This window comes from Devosia sp. WQ 349K1, from assembly GCF_016595685.1.
GTDB lineage: Bacteria > Pseudomonadota > Alphaproteobacteria > Rhizobiales > Devosiaceae > Devosia.
Map to the genome: position 1 here is coordinate 543,733 of NZ_JAENGO010000003.1, position 18,166 is coordinate 561,898.

Below are 18,166 nucleotides of genomic sequence, written 5' to 3' on the forward strand. Positions count from 1 at the left end.
ACCGCTAAATTCGGTTTGGCGTGACGACCGCTACGCTTAGAGCTTTGTCTCGTTAGAGGTGAGACCAAGGCTTGGGCCGGAGTTTGACGAGCTCGAGGATGGCGGTAGTGCTACAGCGCCGCTCCGTTCGATAGCGCGGCGGACATCGCCTGGGCAGCGCGAGTCACGCAAGGAGACGATCTCGCCAGCTGGCGTGCGGCACACAAGCTGAGCATCACCCACACGCGTAAAATACTCGGCAGGTGGCAGGTAAAGCGGACGGTTGTTCGACGCGGTGACAGCCATATTGTTCTGCTTCATACGAGCAGTGAGCTGGCGCGCCTCTTCTTCGGTCAGAGCACGACCGCTGAGCGTACGCATGTCGACAACACGCGCATTGCGCAGACGGGTAATGTCGTCCTGAGACATGTTACTGGTGTCGATACGAACGGTGTTGCTGTCCTTAGGAAGCTGAGCAACAGCAGTCGCCTGCTGCGGCGCAGGAAGAGCACCACCGGAACGCGGCAGGGCCAGAGGCGCACGCGCATTCGTCAGATCATCCTTGGGAGCGTCGCCCGGAATGAGGCCAACGCCTCGTGCGGTCTGATTGAGGACATCGCGTTCAAACGTGCCGAAATCAGAGAGGGCATTGGTGCCTTCCATGGTCGTGCATGCGCTCAGCGCCAGCGCCGCGACAAGCCCAAATGCAACGAGTCGAACTCGTGCAGCAGCGGAAACAGCAGAAACCTGCCCTGTCAAACCAGTACGCATGCAACGTCCCTTACGATCTTGGCGTGCTTATAACGCATAATATTGGCTAAAGCCAGATTTTGGCACGAGCGTGATCATGTTGTTTTGGCAGAATTTCGGCCAAAGCCGAACATATCCAAAAACAGCAAGATCACGCCGAACGTAATCGCGACATCAGCGATGTTGAAAATATAGAAGGACCAATTGCCCCAATAGAAGTGGAAGAAATCTGCCACCGCACCATACATCAAGCGATCAAGCGCATTGGACAGCGCCCCGCCGATGCAGAAGGCCAAGCCCACGCGAACGAGAAAATCGCTTGTGCGCAGCCACCAGACAGACAGAGCCGCCACCGCCACAAGCATAATGGCGCCCAAAGCCCAGACCGGCAGGCCATCGAGAAGGCCATAGGAAATGCCGGTGTTCCAGACCAAAACGTAGTCAAAGAAATTGGTGACTGGGACAATCTCGCCGCCGCGCCAGCCCGTCATTTCAATGGGGCGATAGCCGAACGGGATTTGCGTGCACAGCGCCTGACCGAAGGCATAGCACTCCTGGGCGATGTGATAGCCCTTTTGTGCACGATCAATCCCGAACACAATAACGGCAGCCATCAGGGAGGCGAGAACCGAGGGGTTGCGAAACGAGCTATGCATCCAAAACTCCGTTTAATGCCCCAAGGGGATCACCCCAATGTGAGCAAAGACTGCGCTGCGCCCATCAAAGCTCCGCTTGCGCAGGGATGATAGGCATTTTGCTCAGAAAGGCAAAAATCCTCCCCTCAAGTGAGGGAAGGATTGAAGCGGGAGAAAGACTTATAGACCTGCTGCTGCGCGTTCACGCAGAGCCTGCGCATCGCGGGCACTGACGTCTGGATAGTCTGCATCCGAACCAACGTCGGGCAGAACCTTCCACGAGCGCGCGCAACGCGTGCCTTCAGCAAGGCCCGGCACAACAGAAATGCCGGCCACATCGTCAAGACGGAAGGCTTCAACCGGGCCTTCGTTTTGCAGAACCTTAATCGCCGAGGTGATGGCGATTTCAGCAAGGTCCTGACCTTCGAGCGCAACGGTGTAGCGAGCATCCGAAACGTAAACCACCGGAGCGGCTTCAAGCGACGAACCGATCCGCTTTTCGCGGCGTTCGATTTCGAGCGCACCGGTCACGACGCGGCGAACCGAGCGGATGAGGTTCCACTTTTCGGCCAGCGTGTCGTCCTGCCACTCTGCCGGGATTTCCGGGAAGAGACGCAGGTGAACCGAACTCTCGGTGCCTGGGTGACGCTCGAGCCAGCACTCTTCCATGGTGAAGACAAGGATCGGAGCGAGCCAAGCGGTCAGCGCATTGAACAGGTGGTCAAGAACGGTCAGCGCCGAACGACGCTTAATGGACGAGATCGGATCGCAGTAGAGCGTGTCCTTGCGGATGTCGAAGTAGAACGCCGACAACTCGATGTTCATGAAGTTCGACAGAAGCGTCACGACCTTGCGGTAGTCGTATTCCTTGTAGGCTGCGCGCACGCCAGCATCGAGCTGTGCGAGACGATGCAGCATGAGGCGTTCGAGCTCTGGCATATCCTTGGCGTCAACAACGTCGTCCGCCTTGAAGTGCGCCAGATTGCCCAAGAGCCAACGCAGGGTGTTGCGCAGCTTGCGGTAGCTGTCGACCGAGGTCTGGATGATTTCCTTACCGAGGCGCAGGTCTTCCGTGTAATCGGAGGATGCTACCCACAGGCGCAGGATATCAGCGCCGAACTGCTTGATGATGTCCTGTGGCGCAACGGTGTTGCCCAGGGACTTCGACATTTTCTTGCCTTCGCCGTCCATGGTGAAACCATGGGTGAGCACGCTGTCATATGGCGCGTGGCCATTAGTGGCGCAGCTTTCGAGCAAGGACGAGTGGAACCAACCGCGGTGCTGATCCGAGCCTTCGAGATACATCGAGGCCGGGAACTTCAGATGCGGCCACTTCTGCTTGTTGCGCAGAACGAAGGCATGGGTCGTGCCGCTATCGAACCAAACGTCAAGGACGTCCTTGATCATCTCGTAGTCGTCAGCGTTATACGCGTCGCCGAGGTACTGCTGGGCAGCGCCATCAAAGTACCAAGCGTCGGCGCCCTTTTCTTCAAAGGACTGCGCGATGCGTTCGTTGACGAGGTCGTCACGAAGGATTTCACCAGTGGCCTTATTGACGAAGACGGTGATCGGAACGCCCCAAGCGCGCTGGCGCGACAGAACCCAATCAGGGCGATCGGCGATCATGGCGCGCAGACGATTCTGGCCCGTTGCAGGGTAGAACTTGGTCGCATCGATGGCGTTGATGGCACGCGAGCGTAGGGTGTCGCCTGCCTTGCCGTCGAACTCGCGGTCCATATAGACGAACCACTGCGGGGTGTTGCGGTAGATCACCGGCTTCTTGGAACGCCAGGAGTGCGGATACTGGTGCTTGACGCGGCCACGGGCCATCATCGCGCCAGCTTCAGCCAGAGCGGTGATAACGCGATTGTTGGCGTCGCCCTTCTTGCCGTTGTCGTCGATGACGCGCGCGCCATCAAAGCCCGGTGCGTCCTTGGTGTAAAAACCACCATCGTCGACAACATAAGGAATTGCCGGGTCGATGCCGCGATCCTGCAGGAGGCGGGTCGATTCCATCCAGATGCCAAAGTCATCAAGACCATGGCCTGGAGCGGTATGGACGAAGCCGGTACCCGCGTCGTCGGTGACGTGTTCGCCATCGAGCAGAGCCACGTCGAAGGTGTAGCCACCAGCATAGCCGCGCAGTGGGTGCGCAACGGTGATGGCACTCAGCTCTTCAGCGGTGACGGTTGCGCGCTTTTCGAAAGCGGAAACCTTGGCCTTGGCCATGACTTCGCCAACGAGCTTGTCAGCGATGATCAGCTTTTCGCCAATCTTGGCCCAGTTTTCTTCCGGCGCGTCGGTGATCTCATAGAGACCGTATCCGATACGGTTCGAGAACGAGATCGCGCGGTTGGCAGGGATGGTCCACGGGGTGGTGGTCCAGATGACAACCTTAGCGTCCTGATGCGCACCGGCGATCACAGGGAACTTCACCCAGATGGTGTCGCTCTCGTAATCAGCATATTCAATTTCGGCTTCAGCGAGCGCGGTGCGCTCAACCACCGACCACATCACCGGCTTGGAGCCGCGATAGAGCTGGCTGGACATGGAAACCTTCATCAACTCGCGCGCGATCTGGGCTTCCGCGTCAAAGCTCATGGTCAGGTATGGGTTGTCCCATTCACCCAAAACGCCGAGGCGCTTGAACTCTTCGCGCTGGATGTCGACCCAGCCTTCAGCAAAGGCGCGGCATTCCTGACGGAATTCGACAACCGGAACTTCGTTTTTGTCTTTGCCCTTGGCGCGGTACTGCTCTTCGATCTTCCATTCGATCGGCAGGCCGTGACAGTCCCAACCCGGCACGTACGCCGCGTTGAAGCCAAGCATCTGCATCGAACGGGACACCATATCTTTCAGCGTCTTGTTGAGCGCGTGACCGATATGGATGTTGCCGTTGGCGTATGGAGGGCCATCATGCAGCGTGAAATAGGGGCGATCCTTCGCCTGTTCGCGCTGCTTGGCGTAAATGTCCATGTCTTCCCAGCGCTTGAGCCAGTCTGGCTCACGCTGGGGCAGCCCGGCGCGCATTGGGAAATTGGTTTCCGGCAGGAACAGCGTGGCCGAATAATCGGTTTCGGTCGCGCCTTGTGCGGTATCGTTCATGGATCGGCAATCGGGGTTTTTGGAAGAATTGCGGGGGTTGTAGCAAGGCAAGGCCGCTGGGGCAAAGGTTGATTTGCGTCCCTAGGGCAGAGTTCGCACCGGCCGGGCACTTCTGTGGCCGATGCGCGTCTTGTCTTTAGCGCTTGTATTGGGCGCTTAGCCGAAAAAGCCGAGCTGACGATCAACCTCGGACAGGGGCTGGGTCTCAGCGATAATCTGTCGCGCCTTGCGGGAGTCTCGATCCATCGCGGTGATCAGCTCATCGAGGCCTGAAAAGACTTCCTGGCCGCGAATGTGTCCCACCAGCGCAACCTCCAAGGTCTGCCCATAAATATCTTCGTTGAAATCGAAGAGATGGGTTTCAAACGGAGGGAGCTGATTGTTGAACATCGGCTTGCCGAAGGCGGCAACGCCGTCGAACAGACGATCGCCTAAGCGCGCGCGAACGGCATAAACGCCCTGTGCCAGCTGAAAGCCTGTCGGCGTCATCGTGTTGGCAGTTGGGTAGCCGAGCTCGCGGCCACGCTGATCGCCCTGCACCACACAGCCTTCAAAGAACCAGTGATAGCCCAGAAGACGGTTAGCGGCCGTGACGGCACCTTCGGAGAGAGCAGCGCGAATACGCGAGGACGAAATCGGCTCGTCGCCCTCATCCATCAGATCAAGCTGTTCGACGGCAAAGCCAAGGCGCGCACCGGCGGCAGCCAGGAAGGCTGGCGTGCCCCGACGCTGGCGACCGAAGTGGAAATCCGCGCCGACGATAACGCCTTTTACACCGAGCTGCTCGACCAGAATGGTCGAGACAAAGTCTTCTGCCTCAATCTGGGAAAACGGCTTATCGAAGGGCAGAATGACAATGCCATCCAAGCCCAAGGCTTGCGCCAAGCGCGCTTTCGCCTCGCCATTGGTGAGCCGGAACAGATAGGGCAAGGGCGCAAAAACGTCGCGCGGATGCGGCTCGAAGGTGAGCAAAAAGGCAGGAACGCCCGCCTCTGCCGCCCGCTCGCGCAATTTGGCGATGATGGTTTGATGGCCGCGATGCAGGCCATCAAAATTGCCAATGGCGAAGTAAGCGCCGCGCGCCGCCTCTGGAAAACCACTTAAGCTGGAAAGACGGGTAAAGCTCACCGGATCACCAGGTCAATCGAGGAAGATAACCAGCGGTGCGGGCACGGCTTGGCTCCAAGAGATCGGCAATGGCCTGTGGATCAGGATTGCCGAATGCATCGAGCTCGGCGGCGTGAATTGAGCCGGTGATGAACAGCAGATCAACGCCGAACTGGGCCGCACCCGTCGCGTCGGTGCGCACGCTATCGCCGATAGCGATAACGCGCGACTTATCGAGCGAAGTGCCATTGGCCTTTTCGGCCAAGCGCAAAGCTTCGTCATAAATCGGGGCGTAGGGCTTGCCAGCCATGTAGACCATGCCGCCCATGGCTGAATAGAGATCGCCCAAAGCGCCACCGCAATAGATGATTTTTTCGCCGTGCTCGACGACGCGATCAGGGTTGGCGACGATCATCGGTAGCTTACGTGCCAACCAGCCCTGGGCGCGTTCGCGGTACATTTCTGGGGTATCATCGTCATCATCGAGATCGGTGACGATAACGACGTCTGCCTCGGCGGTGTCGGTGCGGGTAAGGTCAAAACCTTCGTAGAGCGCATCATCCTTGGCTTCTGGGCCAACGTGATGGATGTTTTTGCCCTTGTACTTGGCAATCATCGAGCGGGTTGCATCGCCTGAGGAGACGATATCGTCATAGGCATCACGCGGAACGCCGAGTTCGTCCAGCATTTCGATGATGGGCGCAGAAGGGCGTGGCGCATTGGTGATGAGCACGACACGGCCCCCACCCTTGCGGAAATTGACCAAGGCCTCAACGGCCTCGGGGAAGGCATGAATGCCGTTATGAATGACGCCCCAAACATCGCTCAGAACCGCATCATAGCGACTCGAAATCTCGGAAAGACCGGTAATATTGGGCAGGGACGAGGTCATAATTTGCCTTGATCGTGGCGGGGGTGTTGAGCCCTATGTGGCACTTTCTCCGCCAGGATCAAGCAAAAACTCGGAGAAGATCACACGGCTCGGCTGGCACGCCCTGCCGAGAGGGTCAGGTCGGAGCGAATTGGCCCGGCCTTTGCCAGATGATCGCCCTGCACCAAGACAATGTCATTGTCCAAGAGTTCGACGATCTGACGCTCGCTCACCACGCCTGTTGCCACCAACATGATCTCGTGGCGGGCCAGATAGGCCGCGACGTCGTTAAGGTGGAAATCGGTGTAGGTCTGTGGGTTTTCGATGAACTGGGAGGCGTCGATACGCACCGAGCTCACCCCCATGTCGGCCATGGCCGCCACATCAACGCGCAGGGAGCGCAAGTTGGCGACGCTATAGGTCACGCCCTTGCGGGCAAACGCAGCCACAAAGCCGCGCTCGCGGGCATCGAGGTCGAACCAATCCGCCTCGGTAAAGAGGAAGGTGATCGCTTCGGCCACTTCGCGGTGACCTTCAAGCGTGACGAGCAGCTGCTCGGCCGAAGTATCATCGAGAGAGGCGCGGGAGAGTGGGACGTTGATTTTGGCGAGGGGGCCGCCATTGCGCGAACGACGTGCAATGGTCAGGGCCTCAACAAGGCCAGCATACTCAATCTGACGCAGGACATCGTCACCCTTGCGACGCGGCATGAAATCCGCGGGAACGGCGATAGCATCTTTCTCCATCACCAAGCGCGGGGTGAGGTCAAACAGAGCAGCGCGACGCTGCGGCAGGCGCAACACTGGCTGGATGTGGTGAACCAAACGGTTCTCCTTGAGCGCCGTGCGCACGAGGTCCGCCGGAATAATGGGTTCAGATTCTTTGATCGCAGGAGCGGGCGGCGGGGTGCCAATGGTGTCGTAAGCAGGCATGGGCTGCGCCTTGGTGACGCGCTCTTCCATGTCGGAAACAGCCTCGGCGACCTGACGGATGACAGTCCCAAAAACTGATATATCAGCCTCAACGGTATCGAGGCGCTGACCGGGGTTCAAATCGGTCAAGGTATTGATTCTCTGACCAAGAACGGCACCGGCTTGCGCGTCGGTCGACAGCAGGCGCGACAATTCTTGAATAGCGCGCTCAAGGCGGCGCTCGGTGCGGACGCGGAGGGAGCGTTCGACAGCAATCAAGCAGACGCAAGCGAAGACAATTGCAGCGATAATGGCGTTGGCTGGCGTGAAGGTCAGCGCGAAATATGCCAGACCACCGATACAGGCCGAGGCGAGTGCGATAAATATGTAGATCAGTGCTTGCACGTGTGCCCCGTTAACCTTCGGTCGCCGCTACTAGGATTCGACAACAGAGTCTTAACATCCCATCAGCGATGGCAAAAGCACGACGCTATGCCACACCAACGGAATCTTTACCCTAATCAGGAACAATCAGCGGCAACAAAAACGATCCGGCTGCGGACGAAAACGGGTTTCGAGCGTAATGACAAGCATGACCACGGGTTGCGACCACGCACTGTGCGGCCGGCTTTTGCTGATCGACCGCGACGCGGAAGGCGCAAGTCGCTTAGGAAGCGCGTTGAGAACCGCCCTCTTGGTGAGCCCCAAAGTCAGCGTGGTCGATTGCGGAAGAGCAGCCAATGACCTGCTTCGCCAAATGTCGTTCGACATTATCCTTGCCGATCTTGCGAGCCTTACAGACCTTTCAGCCAGTGCCGAGGACGCCATGGCGCGCCTTGTCCGCTTGGCGGAAGGGGCCTTGATCGTTGCGCTTGCCGACAGCGGTTCGGTGAGCGGGGCACTAGCCGCTATGCGCGCTGGCGCTCACGATTACGTTTCCAAACCAACCAATGGGGAAACTCTGGCAGCGCGCATTGGCGAATTGGCCCAGCGTCATGGTCGCCCCAAGGCGCTTGGCATGGAAACCAGCGTCGAGAGCGGGGTCGCCGACTACGGTGGATTTGTCGGCGTATCGAGCGCCATGCAGTATCTTTACGAGCAGATCGGGCGCGTGGCGACGTCGTCAGCACCTGTGTTTATCACGGGCGAAAGCGGCACGGGCAAAGACGTCTGCGCCGAAGCGCTGCACCAGAAAGGGCCGCGGAGCGGCAAGCCGATTGTGGCCATCAACTGCGCCGCTATTCCGCGTGATTTGATGGAAAGCGAGCTTTTCGGCGTCGTGCGGGGTGCCTTTACGGGGGCGCATGAAGATCGCAAGGGGGCCGCGGAACTCGCCGATGGCGGCACGCTGTTCCTCGACGAGATCGGCGAGATGGACCTTTCGCTCCAAGCCAAGCTTTTGCGCTTCCTGCAGACCGGAGTGATCTCGCGTGTTGGCGAAACTGCCACACGTAAGGTCGACGTGCGCGTGGTTTGCGCCACAAATCGCAATCCGATGCAGATGATTGCCGAACGTAAATTCCGCGAAGATCTCTTCTATCGCCTCCACGTCCTGCCCATTCATTTACCGCCCCTGCGCCAGCGCCCGAGCGACATCATGGTGTTGGCTCGGCATTTCCTCGCGCGTTATGCGCGGGAAGAGAACAAGGTTTTTGGTGGTTTCACCCTCGATGCCGCCCAGCAACTGGCCGGTGGAGACTGGCCGGGCAATGTGCGCCAGCTTCAAAATATGATCCGCCGGATCGTCGTGATGTTCGATGGCGGCGACATTACCGGACGAATGCTCGCGACAGCCGATATTGAAGCGCGCGCTGTATCACCGTCTGCAGTGGAATCGCCGCGCGCCGATGGTCGCCGCACTGTGCAGCCCATGTGGCAGCAAGAGCAGCGCATTATCGAAGACGCAGTGGCCATATTCGGCGGCAATATCTCACTGGCAGCAGCGGCACTCGAGATCAGCCCATCGACGATTTATCGCAAGCGTCAGAACTGGGCGGAAATGGCAGCTGCGGGCTAACGCCCCTGCCCTTTCGCGATCCCCCATAAAACAAAAGGCCCCCGACATAATCGGGGGCCTTGTTATTTCGGGTGATGGTTTGGCTTAGAGGCCGAACGCGACGACCGATACGAGGCCGAGTACAACTGCAGACAGTGGAGCCATGACGGTGCGCTCTGCCTTGCTCTTGGAATTGAGCTTGGTCAGCATGAAGTAAAGAACAACTGCTGCAAAACCCCACATCGCCACAACCAGGCCTGTGTCAGGAACATAGGTGCTGTGGATCTCTTCGCTGAAAACACCAACGGTGCTGAGTGCGGCGTAGCTCACAGCTGCCGAGACAACGATGGCGATGAGGCTGAGAATACGCTGACCACCTTCGAGGCGCTTGTTCTGGCCGCCGAATACGTACTGGCCAAGTGGTGCGCCGAGGATGAGTGCGAGCTGGAAGAGGGAGAAAACGGCCAGGATGACCGTGAGGGTAACTGCTGAAGGTGCGCTGTGCATTTTCTTAAGGAGTACTAGCTTCTTTCGCGCGACGCCGGTCGAGGCCGAGCCAACGTTCGCGCAGGATTACGGCAATGCCGGAGGCGACGATGATGATCGCACCGATGATCATGGTGATCGTCGGTACATCTGAAAAGAGTAGATAACCGATAATGATCGTCAGGAGGAGTGAGACATATTCGAACGGTGCAATAACCGACATGTCTGCGTAACGGTAGCAGGATGTCAGGAGTAGCTGCCCTAACCCACCAAAAAATCCTGCACCAATCAGAAGTGCCGCCAACTCAGGCGTTGGCATGACCCAGCCAAAGGGCAAGGTGACGAGGCTCAGGACGCTCGCGCTGACAAAGAAATAGGTCACGATGGTTTCAGTGCGTTCGGTTTGAACGAGTTTTCGCACCTGCAACATGGCAAAAGCGGAAAGAATTGCCGCTCCCAAGGCCGCTAACGCGCCGATTGTCTCGGCAGAATCAGCGCCGGACTGGCCGCTGAAGATGGTCAGGCGTGGCCACAGAATGATCACCACTCCCACAAGACCGATAATCACCGTCGTCCAGCGGAAGATATAGACGCGCTCGTGCAGCAGAATGGCCGAGAGGATGACAATGACCAGCGGGGAGGCATAGCCTATGGCCGTGGCCTCTGGCAGGGGCAGCCGGGTCAGCGCGAAAAAGCCAAGCGCCATCGAACACACGCCGATGAGCCCGCGCAACACATGCCCAAAAGGGCGCGATGTTTTGAAAGCAGTGGAGAGCCGGCCCCGCAGCGCAAGAAACGCGAGGACCGGCACGAGTGCGAAAAAGCTACGGAAGAACACCATTTCCCCGGCGGGGATGGTGTCAGCGGCTTTCAACATGGTCGCCATGACCACGAAGCAGCATACGGACAGGATTTTAAGGAAAATGCCTCGGAGAGGTCCGGCTACGCCGCCTAATTCGGCGGTGCTGGAATTTCGAGGCGAGAGATCCACATTATCTCCTGTCGGCGGGCTTACTTGCCAGCCGCTTCCAGCTTTTCCTTAGCAATACGGGCAGTTGCGAAAGCCTTGTGCTCAGGACCGACGGCAGAGCCAGTCTTGAGGGCCTTGCCTTCCGCATCCTGGACTTCCCAGTGCCAGTTGGTGTTTGCGCCAACGCCGCCGACGCGGCGCAGTTTGATCTGAAGTGTCGATTGTTCGCTCATATGCGTCTTATGGCCTTGAATGATTGGAAGGGAAAGAGGGGGAGTTGGGCATTTCCATGATCTGGTGCCACGAAATGCGGATTTGCCTGTGCCAGTAGCCGTATCCTAGCCCCCTGTCACCTGAATAGAGATGCGATTGCCGCCAAAGGTGATCAAATCGCGTAGCTCAGCGTAATCACCCTCGGCATAGGGGTAGTACCAAGCCAAATCTTCGCCATCGGCGGTGAGCGTCTTTATATTGTAGTAATGCGCTTCGCCGAGCCCATCCTCCTGCCGCTTGGTATCAGAGGCTTCCAAAATGGAGGGGTGAACATCCTCGATGGGGAAGTAGTAGCGCGTCTCACGCCCCGGCTGTTCGAGCTTTAGCGCTTTGGAAGTGCTCGCGATTTCGTCGCCGTCAAAAAAGATATGAACGCGGTTTGAGACGGGACTTATGGTCCGGCCCTGTGGGTTGAGTGTGGACATGGGGCTATCCTTATTTTCCACGTTTGTCATGACGCTCTAACGCACGAGAAAAAACTTAGGTTCACGTCCCTTGACTCCACTTGGAGGGCGTTCCTATATCCAGTGCAGCGATGTTAGCACTCAGATGTAGCGAGTGCTAACAGTGCACAAAATTGCATTCAGAAATGATGCCAAGAGGATATTACCATGGGCTTTCGTCCCCTGCATGACCGCGTAGTCGTCCGTCGCGTTGACAGTGAAGAAAAGACCAAGGGCGGGATCATCATTCCAGATACCGCCAAGGAAAAGCCGTCTGAAGGTATCGTCGTTGCTGTGGGCCCAGGTGCTCGCGACGACGCTGGCAAGACCGTTGCCCTCGACGTAAAGGCAGGCGATCGCGTGCTTTTCGGCAAGTGGAGCGGCACCGAAGTTAAGGTCGACGGCGAAGACCTGATCATCATGAAGGAAAGCGACATCATGGGCGTGATCGAGGCTTAATTGCCTCTCCGCTTTTGACTGTCTCTCCCATTAATTAGAATTCTTAAGGAGCCACACCATGGCCGCTAAAGAAGTAAAGTTCTCCGCCGAAGCTCGCGAAAAGATGCTCCGTGGCGTCAACATTCTCGCTAACGCTGTTAAGGTCACTCTCGGTCCAAAGGGCCGTAACGTTGTGATCGAAAAGTCCTTCGGCGCTCCACGCATCACCAAGGACGGTGTGTCGGTTGCTAAGGAAATCGAACTTGAAGACAAGTTCGAAAACCTCGGCGCACAGCTGCTGCGTTCGGTCGCTTCCAAGACCAATGACGTTGCTGGCGACGGCACCACCACTGCAACCGTTCTCGGCCAGGCAATCGTTGTCGAAGGCGTGAAGGCTGTTGCTGCTGGCTTCAACCCAATGGACCTCAAGCGCGGTATCGACATGGCAGTTGCCGAAGTCGTCGCTTCGCTCAAGGCATCGTCCAAGAAGATCACTTCCTCTTCGGAAGTTGCTCAGGTCGGCACGATCTCGGCTAACGGTGAATCGTCCATCGGCGACATGATCGCTGAAGCGATGCAGAAGGTTGGTAACGAAGGCGTTATCACAGTCGAAGAAGCCAAGACCGCTGAAACCGAACTCGATGTCGTTGAAGGCATGCAGTTCGACCGTGGCTACCTCTCGCCATACTTCGTGACCAACGCAGAAAAGATGACTGCGGTTCTCGAAGATCCAGTGATCCTGCTGCACGAAAAGAAGCTCTCGAACCTGCAGGCTATCCTGCCGATCCTCGAAAGCGTTGTTCAGTCCCAGCGTCCACTGCTGATCATTGCAGAAGACATCGAAGGCGAAGCACTCGCGACCCTCGTTGTGAACCGTCTGCGTGGCGGCCTCAAGGTTGCAGCTGTTAAGGCTCCTGGCTTCGGCGATCGTCGTAAGGCAATGCTCGAAGACATCGCGATCCTGACCGGCGGTCAGGTCATCTCGGAAGACCTCGGCATCAAGCTCGAAAACGTGACCATCGACATGCTCGGCACTGCCAAGCGCGTTGAAATCACCAAGGAAAACACCACCATCGTTGATGGTGCTGGTACCCAGGAAGACATCCAGGGTCGCGTTGGCCAGATCAAGGCGCAGATCGAAGAAACCACTTCGGACTACGACCGTGAAAAGCTGCAGGAACGTCTTGCTAAGCTTGCTGGTGGCGTTGCTGTCATCCGCGTCGGCGGCTCGACCGAAGTTGAAGTTAAGGAACGCAAGGACCGCGTTGACGACGCTCTGAACGCAACCCGCGCTGCGGTTGAAGAAGGCATCGTACCAGGCGGCGGCGTTGCTCTGCTGCGCGCTTCGAACTCGATCACCGTTAAGGGTGCGAATGCTGACCAGGAAGCTGGTATCGCTATCGTTCGTCGCGCTCTTCAGGCTCCAGTTCGCACCATTGCGAACAATGCTGGCGCTGAAGGTTCGGTTGTTGTTGCTCGTATCCTCGAAAACAACGCAGTATCGTTCGGCTACAACGCTGCGACCGACGAATACGGCGATCTGGTTGCCCTCGGCGTTATCGACCCAGTTAAGGTCGTTCGCACCGCGCTCCAGGACGCAGCTTCGGTTGCATCGCTCCTGATCACCACCGAGGCGATCATCGTTGAAGCCCCTAAGGCTGACGCTCCGGCAATGCCAGGCGGCGGCGGCATGGGCGGCATGGGCGGCATGGACTTCTAGTAGTCCACACGCTCCGACCAACCGGTCTAAAGCTAAACGGGAAAGGCGTCGTGGAAACACGGCGCCTTTTCTTTTGAGTGATTGAGACGGGACGACCTAGCGCGTGTAGAATGCGCTCACACAAGGACCCATACATATGCGACCACCAAGACGCGCCAGCGCCCTCGATACGGCTGAAGCGGCCTTCAAGGCGGCGACCAGCAAGCCAAGCACAGACGCTCCAGCAGCGCGTGTTCACGCGCCACCCGAAGGCAAAGAGCTGGTGAGCCTAAAGCTCGACCGGGCTGTGTTGGAATATTTTCAGGATGACGGCCCCGGCTGGCAGGACCGTATCAACGCTGCACTGCGCACGGCTGCCGGCCTTGATTAAGGCCAGAACAGCAGTTTTACGGCCATCGCAATTGAGACCACGACGACCAAGGGGCGGATCAGCGTTGCGCCGAACCTAATGCCGGTGCGCGCGCCAACATAGCCCCCAATGATCTGGCCAAGGGCCATAGCAATGGCGAACGGCCAGACCACATGGCCCTGCGGAATGAAGATCACGAGAGCTGCAAGGTTTGACGTGCAGTTGAGGATTTTGGTGTGGCCTGTGGCGCGGGTGAGGCCGAGGCCGAACAAGACAACAAAGCCAATCGAGAAGAACGAACCTGTACCGGGTCCAAAAATCCCATCGTAAAAGCCGATCAGGAAACCCATGACCGGGATGAAGATGTGCTCGGGCAGGCGCGCGACACGATCCGCATCGGAGAGTTTTGGCGCGAATAAGAAATAGAGCGCAATCGCAATGAGCGCCACCGGCACGGCGACGGTGAGGAAGGTTACGTCGATAGAGGCGACAGTGAAAGCGCCCAGCATCGAGCCGAAAAACGTCAGCACCACCGCAGGAAGCAGCTTCTTGATGTCGACAAAGCCGCGACGCCAATAGGTGAGGCCCGCCATGCCAGTGCCGATAATGGACTGCATTTTATTGGTCGCCAGCGCCGCTACAGGCGAAATGCCGGTCGCCATAATGGCAGGCAGCGCAATCATCCCCCCGCCCCCGGCAATCGCATCGACAAAACCTGCCAACATGCCCACACCCATTAGGGCAAGAAGAAGCAAGGGATCGAGCATAGGATCGTTACACTTTTTTTGATGATGTGCCGGTAAGATGGCCACGTTTCCGGGGGGAGATTACGCGTGACCAAGCTTTATCGGGGCAACCATGTAGCGGTTATCCTGCCATGTTACAACGAGGCTAACATCATCGCCGACGTGGTAGCGGCATTTCGCGCTGCCTTACCGGAAGCCAGCATCTACGTTTTTGACAATGCCTCGACCGATCACACGGCCGAGATCGCTGCGGCAGCGGGTGCCATCGTCCGGCATGTGCCCTATCGTGGAAAAGGCAATGTGGTGCGCAGGCAGTTCGCCGATGTCGATGCGGACGTTTATGTCATGGCAGATGGCGATGGCACATATGACGCCAGCCAGAGCCAACTCATGGTCGACCAACTCCTCGACCAGGGGCTCGACCTCGTTGTTGGCACACGCCAGCCGGTTGGGGATGGGCAGGAATATCGTCCGGGGCACGTCCTTGGAAATCGACTGCTGACAGGCACGGTGGCCCGCATTTTTGGGAGTGGATTTACCGATATGCTCTCGGGCTACCGCGTCCTCTCGCGCCGGTTCGTGAAATCTTTCCCAGCGCTCTCCCAAGGCTTTGAGATCGAGACAGAGCTAACCATTCACGCGCTTGAGCTCCGCGCACCCTATAGCGAAGTGCCGACGGCCTATGGCAGCCGCATTGAGGGTTCGACGAGCAAGCTCAGCACCTATCGCGACGGGCTGCGAATTCTGGAAATGATCGTGCGCCTTTACGCTCGCGAACGACCGCGACAGCTTTATCTTTGCACCGGGGCGATCATCGCGATCATCTCGATGCTGCTGGCCGTGCCCATCATCATTGAGTATCTCGACACCGGCCTTGTGCCCCGGTTCCCCACCGCAATCCTGGCTGGATTTGGCGTCTTGTGTGGGGTTGTTTTGGGCGCGACCGCGGTGATCCTCGACAGCGTTGTCACCGGTCGAAGAGAAACCAAGAGACTGCGATACCTTGAAATGCGCGCACCGGCGGCCCTGCAATGAGCGCGGTTCGACGGCTCGTGCCCTTCGCCTTCGCTGGCGGATTGGCCTTTGTAGTGGATGCTGGGGTGTTGGTTTTAACAGCGCCCTACATCGGACCGTTCTGGGGCAGAGCGCTGTCGTTCCTCGCCGGTGTTGGCACCACATGGGTGATCAACCGCAATGTCACGTTTAAAGATCGCGTGGCTGGGGTCAGCAAGGGCGAAGAGTTTTTGCGCTATCTGACGGCTATGTTGCCGGGCGCGGGGATGAACTGGCTCGCCTATGGCATAGTCGCCAGTATTGTTCCCCATACCAGCCTCGGCCTAACGCTGGCTGTTGCGGCGGGCAGCATAGCCGGGCTCGGCGTCAACTTCCTTGCCGCCGATAAGCTGATTTATAAAAAACCGCGTTAAGGCTGAGGCTCGCTTGGCGCTTCAGCAGGTGCCACGTCAGCAGGTGGCGCTTCAGGCGCCGCCACTGGGGCTTTTTTCCGATCTTTTTGCGGGTACCAACCCGCATAAAGAATGGCGCTGACACCGATCAAAACGACGAGCAAAATCAGCGCCAGTTCCATGATTAGTTCCCGAGCTTGTTGAGGAGGTCGCTCAAAATCGCCTTGCGTTCCACATCCCAAGGAGCGGTCTTCGAGACGATGAGATTGGCTTCACTCTTGAGCATGACGCCGTCTTCCAGAACACGCAAGCCATTGGCGACAAGCGTCGAACCGGTCGAGGTGATGTCCACGACGATGTCCGCTACGCCCGCTGCGGGAGCCGCTTCGGTGGCGCCGAGGCTTTCGACGATGCGGTATTCAGCAATACCCGCGCGCTCAAAATGCTGGCGCGTGATGGTGATGTACTTGGTAGCGATCCGCATCCAGCGCTTGTGGCGCGAACGAAAGTCGGAGGCGACGTCTGCCAGATCATGGAAATGGGTCACATCGATCCAGGATTCGGGGACAGCGACAACAACGTCGGCATGCCCAAATTCCAGATCGCGCACGAACTCAACCGATGCGGGACCGGCTTCGCTGGTTTCGTGGATCAAATCGCGCCCGGTCACGCCGAGGTCGATATTGCCACGGATCAGCTCGCGCGCAATTTCGGAGGCCGGATAGAAGCGCACGGTGATATCCGGCATGCCCTCAATGGCGCCAAGATAGGAGCGTGCACCTCCCGGACGGGTGATCGTCAAACCGCGCTGGGCAAACCATTCGCGGGTCAGTTCTTCGAGACGGCCCTTGGAGGGAACGGCAAGAGTAAGGGTCATTTTGGCCACTCCGCTTCAAGGCGGTCGACCCACAAGGCGCAGCCCGATGCTGCGATTGGGGCGGTCGCGCCAAGGCGTTCGAGGAGGCGATCGTATTGGCCGCCGGAGGCAAGGACGGTATCGCCCTGCCCGCGCATCTCAAAAACGATGCCGGTGTAATAATCGAGGCGTGGCGAGAAGCTGGCGTCAAAGGTGACACGTGCTTCGCCCAAACCATCGAGATGACGGCGGATCGCACGGACAGGCGCGCCAAGGAAAAGCTTATGCTTTTCGCCCAAGGCTTCGATTTCGCGCAGCGCAGTCAGCACATCGCCCTTGATAGCAAGATAGGTACGCAGCAAGGCAATTGTTGCGGCAGGTACATGTTCCGCATCAAGCGTTTGCTGGGCCAAATACCGATCAGCAATTTCTTCTGGCGTACGGCCTTCGGTGAGGCTAAGACCGGCAGAAACCATGCGCGCGGTGACGTCTTCAACCAGCGCATCGCGTGCCACCACAGCGCTGCTGGTGCTGTCGCCGCTCTGCTCAAGGCGAGAGAGCAAACGCTCCATTGCTTCTTGGTGGCCGAAACGGTGACGAATGCGGCTGCGCCAAGCGGCGGGCATATCGGCCTGCGCGAGCAATGCCTCAAATAGACCGACACCACCAAGGCGCACTTCGGGGCTGACGCCATAAAGGCGCAGCGCCGCGCGGGCAAAGGTGAGCACCTGATCGAGCGCGATATCGCCGTCGGGCTGAGCAAGGAGTTCAACACCGGCCTGCTCAAACTCGGCGGGGCCGGTTTCGCGCTGGCGGAAAATCGGGCCGAGATAGGAGAAGGCTGCCGGTTCGCGGGTGCCGTTGGCGATATAGTCGGCAACGATGGGCAGGGTAAAATCGGGGCGCAGGCAATATTCTGCGCCAGTCACATCGGTGGTGAGCAGCAGACGGCGACCGAACTCTTCACCTGCAAGATCGAAATATGGGTCTGCCTTCAAGAGCAGTGGCGGGGTAGCGCGATAGCCGCCCTGCGCTTCAACCAGCGCTTCGAGTTGGGAACGACGATAGGCGGCGTTTGTCATTGGAGACCGCTCACGAGCTGAAGAAGAAAGTTAGCCCCCCTCA

General features: G+C 58.2%; 20 protein-coding genes. 6 read left to right on the forward strand and 14 right to left on the reverse strand.

Annotated features, from left to right (window positions below; genetic code table 11):
* Positions 1 to 36 precede the first annotated feature (36 nt).
* From JHL21_RS08710 to JHL21_RS08735, 6 genes are all read right to left on the reverse strand, one after another.
* Positions 37 to 750 carry a hypothetical protein gene (locus tag JHL21_RS08710; protein ID WP_200212994.1) on the reverse strand — a complete coding sequence of 238 codons (714 nt, stop codon included), beginning with the start codon at positions 748 to 750 and terminating at the stop codon, positions 37 to 39.
* A 74-nt stretch (positions 751 to 824) separates the two neighbouring features.
* Complete coding sequence (gene lspA, locus JHL21_RS08715; protein WP_200212996.1) at positions 825 to 1,385, reverse strand: signal peptidase II; 561 nt, start codon at positions 1,383 to 1,385, stop codon at positions 825 to 827.
* A 159-nt stretch (positions 1,386 to 1,544) separates the two neighbouring features.
* A complete protein-coding gene (gene ileS, locus JHL21_RS08720) occupies positions 1,545 to 4,469 on the reverse strand; it encodes an isoleucine--tRNA ligase (RefSeq protein ID WP_200212997.1) in 2,925 nt (974 codons plus the stop codon).
* Positions 4,470 to 4,625: 156 nt separating this feature from the next.
* The gene (locus tag JHL21_RS08725; protein ID WP_169195823.1) at positions 4,626 to 5,597 is read right to left on the reverse strand and encodes a bifunctional riboflavin kinase/FAD synthetase; all 972 of its coding nucleotides are present in this window, start codon (positions 5,595 to 5,597) and stop codon (positions 4,626 to 4,628) included.
* Between the two features lie 4 nt (positions 5,598 to 5,601).
* The gene (locus JHL21_RS08730) at positions 5,602 to 6,468 is read right to left on the reverse strand and encodes a TIGR01459 family HAD-type hydrolase (RefSeq protein ID WP_200212998.1); all 867 of its coding nucleotides are present in this window, start codon (positions 6,466 to 6,468) and stop codon (positions 5,602 to 5,604) included.
* Positions 6,469 to 6,548: 80 nt separating this feature from the next.
* Entirely contained in the window at positions 6,549 to 7,763 is a 1,215-nt protein-coding gene (locus JHL21_RS08735; protein ID WP_200212999.1) for an EAL domain-containing protein, read from the reverse strand.
* A gap of 178 nt (positions 7,764 to 7,941) precedes the next feature.
* Here JHL21_RS08735 and JHL21_RS08740 point away from each other — a divergent pair, with 178 nt between their 5' ends.
* The gene (locus JHL21_RS08740) at positions 7,942 to 9,375 is read left to right on the forward strand and encodes a sigma-54 dependent transcriptional regulator (RefSeq protein WP_254081973.1); all 1,434 of its coding nucleotides are present in this window, start codon (positions 7,942 to 7,944) and stop codon (positions 9,373 to 9,375) included.
* 84 nt (positions 9,376 to 9,459) lie between these two features.
* Here the strand turns inward: JHL21_RS08740 and JHL21_RS08745 are convergent, their stop codons facing one another.
* The 4 genes from JHL21_RS08745 to JHL21_RS08760 form a co-directional block, all read right to left on the reverse strand.
* The gene (locus JHL21_RS08745) at positions 9,460 to 9,861 is read right to left on the reverse strand and encodes a hypothetical protein (protein ID WP_200213000.1); all 402 of its coding nucleotides are present in this window, start codon (positions 9,859 to 9,861) and stop codon (positions 9,460 to 9,462) included.
* A 4-nt stretch (positions 9,862 to 9,865) separates the two neighbouring features.
* A complete protein-coding gene (locus JHL21_RS08750) occupies positions 9,866 to 10,831 on the reverse strand; it encodes a DMT family transporter (RefSeq protein ID WP_200213001.1) in 966 nt (321 codons plus the stop codon).
* A 20-nt stretch (positions 10,832 to 10,851) separates the two neighbouring features.
* Entirely contained in the window at positions 10,852 to 11,043 is a 192-nt protein-coding gene (locus JHL21_RS08755) for a hypothetical protein (protein WP_169195818.1), read from the reverse strand.
* 105 nt (positions 11,044 to 11,148) lie between these two features.
* The gene (locus tag JHL21_RS08760) at positions 11,149 to 11,508 is read right to left on the reverse strand and encodes a DUF427 domain-containing protein (protein WP_200213003.1); all 360 of its coding nucleotides are present in this window, start codon (positions 11,506 to 11,508) and stop codon (positions 11,149 to 11,151) included.
* A gap of 186 nt (positions 11,509 to 11,694) precedes the next feature.
* On the opposite strand from JHL21_RS08760, the gene groES reads away from it, so the two are divergent.
* The 3 genes from groES to JHL21_RS08775 all read left to right on the forward strand — a co-directional run bounded on the left by groES (position 11,695) and on the right by JHL21_RS08775 (position 14,054).
* Entirely contained in the window at positions 11,695 to 11,985 is a 291-nt protein-coding gene (gene groES, locus JHL21_RS08765) for a co-chaperone GroES (protein ID WP_169195816.1), read from the forward strand.
* Between the two features lie 58 nt (positions 11,986 to 12,043).
* Positions 12,044 to 13,684: a chaperonin GroEL gene (gene groL / locus JHL21_RS08770; protein ID WP_169195815.1), complete on the forward strand. Its 1,641-nt coding sequence runs from the start codon at positions 12,044 to 12,046 to the stop codon at positions 13,682 to 13,684.
* A gap of 136 nt (positions 13,685 to 13,820) precedes the next feature.
* Positions 13,821 to 14,054, forward strand: coding sequence for a BrnA antitoxin family protein (locus JHL21_RS08775; protein ID WP_200213004.1), 234 nt, complete (start codon positions 13,821 to 13,823; stop codon positions 14,052 to 14,054).
* Here JHL21_RS08775 and JHL21_RS08780 read toward each other — a convergent pair.
* Entirely contained in the window at positions 14,051 to 14,800 is a 750-nt protein-coding gene (locus JHL21_RS08780; protein ID WP_200213005.1) for a TSUP family transporter, read from the reverse strand. The two genes, JHL21_RS08775 and JHL21_RS08780, sit on opposite strands and share 4 nt — an antisense overlap.
* Before the next feature lie 66 nt (positions 14,801 to 14,866).
* Here JHL21_RS08780 and JHL21_RS08785 point away from each other — a divergent pair, with 66 nt between their 5' ends.
* Positions 14,867 to 15,814, forward strand: a complete 948-nt coding sequence (locus tag JHL21_RS08785) for a glycosyltransferase (protein ID WP_200213006.1) — start codon at positions 14,867 to 14,869, stop codon at positions 15,812 to 15,814.
* Complete coding sequence (locus JHL21_RS08790) at positions 15,811 to 16,206, forward strand: GtrA family protein (protein WP_200213007.1); 396 nt, start codon at positions 15,811 to 15,813, stop codon at positions 16,204 to 16,206. The genes JHL21_RS08785 and JHL21_RS08790 overlap by 4 nt, the downstream gene beginning before the upstream one ends.
* Here the strand turns inward: JHL21_RS08790 and JHL21_RS08795 are convergent.
* From JHL21_RS08795 to JHL21_RS08805, 3 genes are read right to left on the reverse strand one after another with little or no spacing between them, the layout of a single operon-like run.
* The gene (locus JHL21_RS08795; RefSeq protein WP_200213009.1) at positions 16,203 to 16,367 is read right to left on the reverse strand and encodes a hypothetical protein; all 165 of its coding nucleotides are present in this window, start codon (positions 16,365 to 16,367) and stop codon (positions 16,203 to 16,205) included. The two genes, JHL21_RS08790 and JHL21_RS08795, sit on opposite strands and share 4 nt — an antisense overlap.
* A 2-nt stretch (positions 16,368 to 16,369) precedes the next feature.
* Complete coding sequence (gene hisG / locus JHL21_RS08800) at positions 16,370 to 17,062, reverse strand: ATP phosphoribosyltransferase (protein ID WP_199531258.1); 693 nt, start codon at positions 17,060 to 17,062, stop codon at positions 16,370 to 16,372.
* Positions 17,059 to 18,123 (reverse strand): ATP phosphoribosyltransferase regulatory subunit, encoded by a 1,065-nt coding sequence (locus tag JHL21_RS08805; RefSeq protein ID WP_200213010.1) that lies wholly within the window; start codon positions 18,121 to 18,123, stop codon positions 17,059 to 17,061. The genes hisG and JHL21_RS08805 overlap by 4 nt, the downstream gene beginning before the upstream one ends.
* Positions 18,124 to 18,166: the final 43 nt, after the last annotated feature.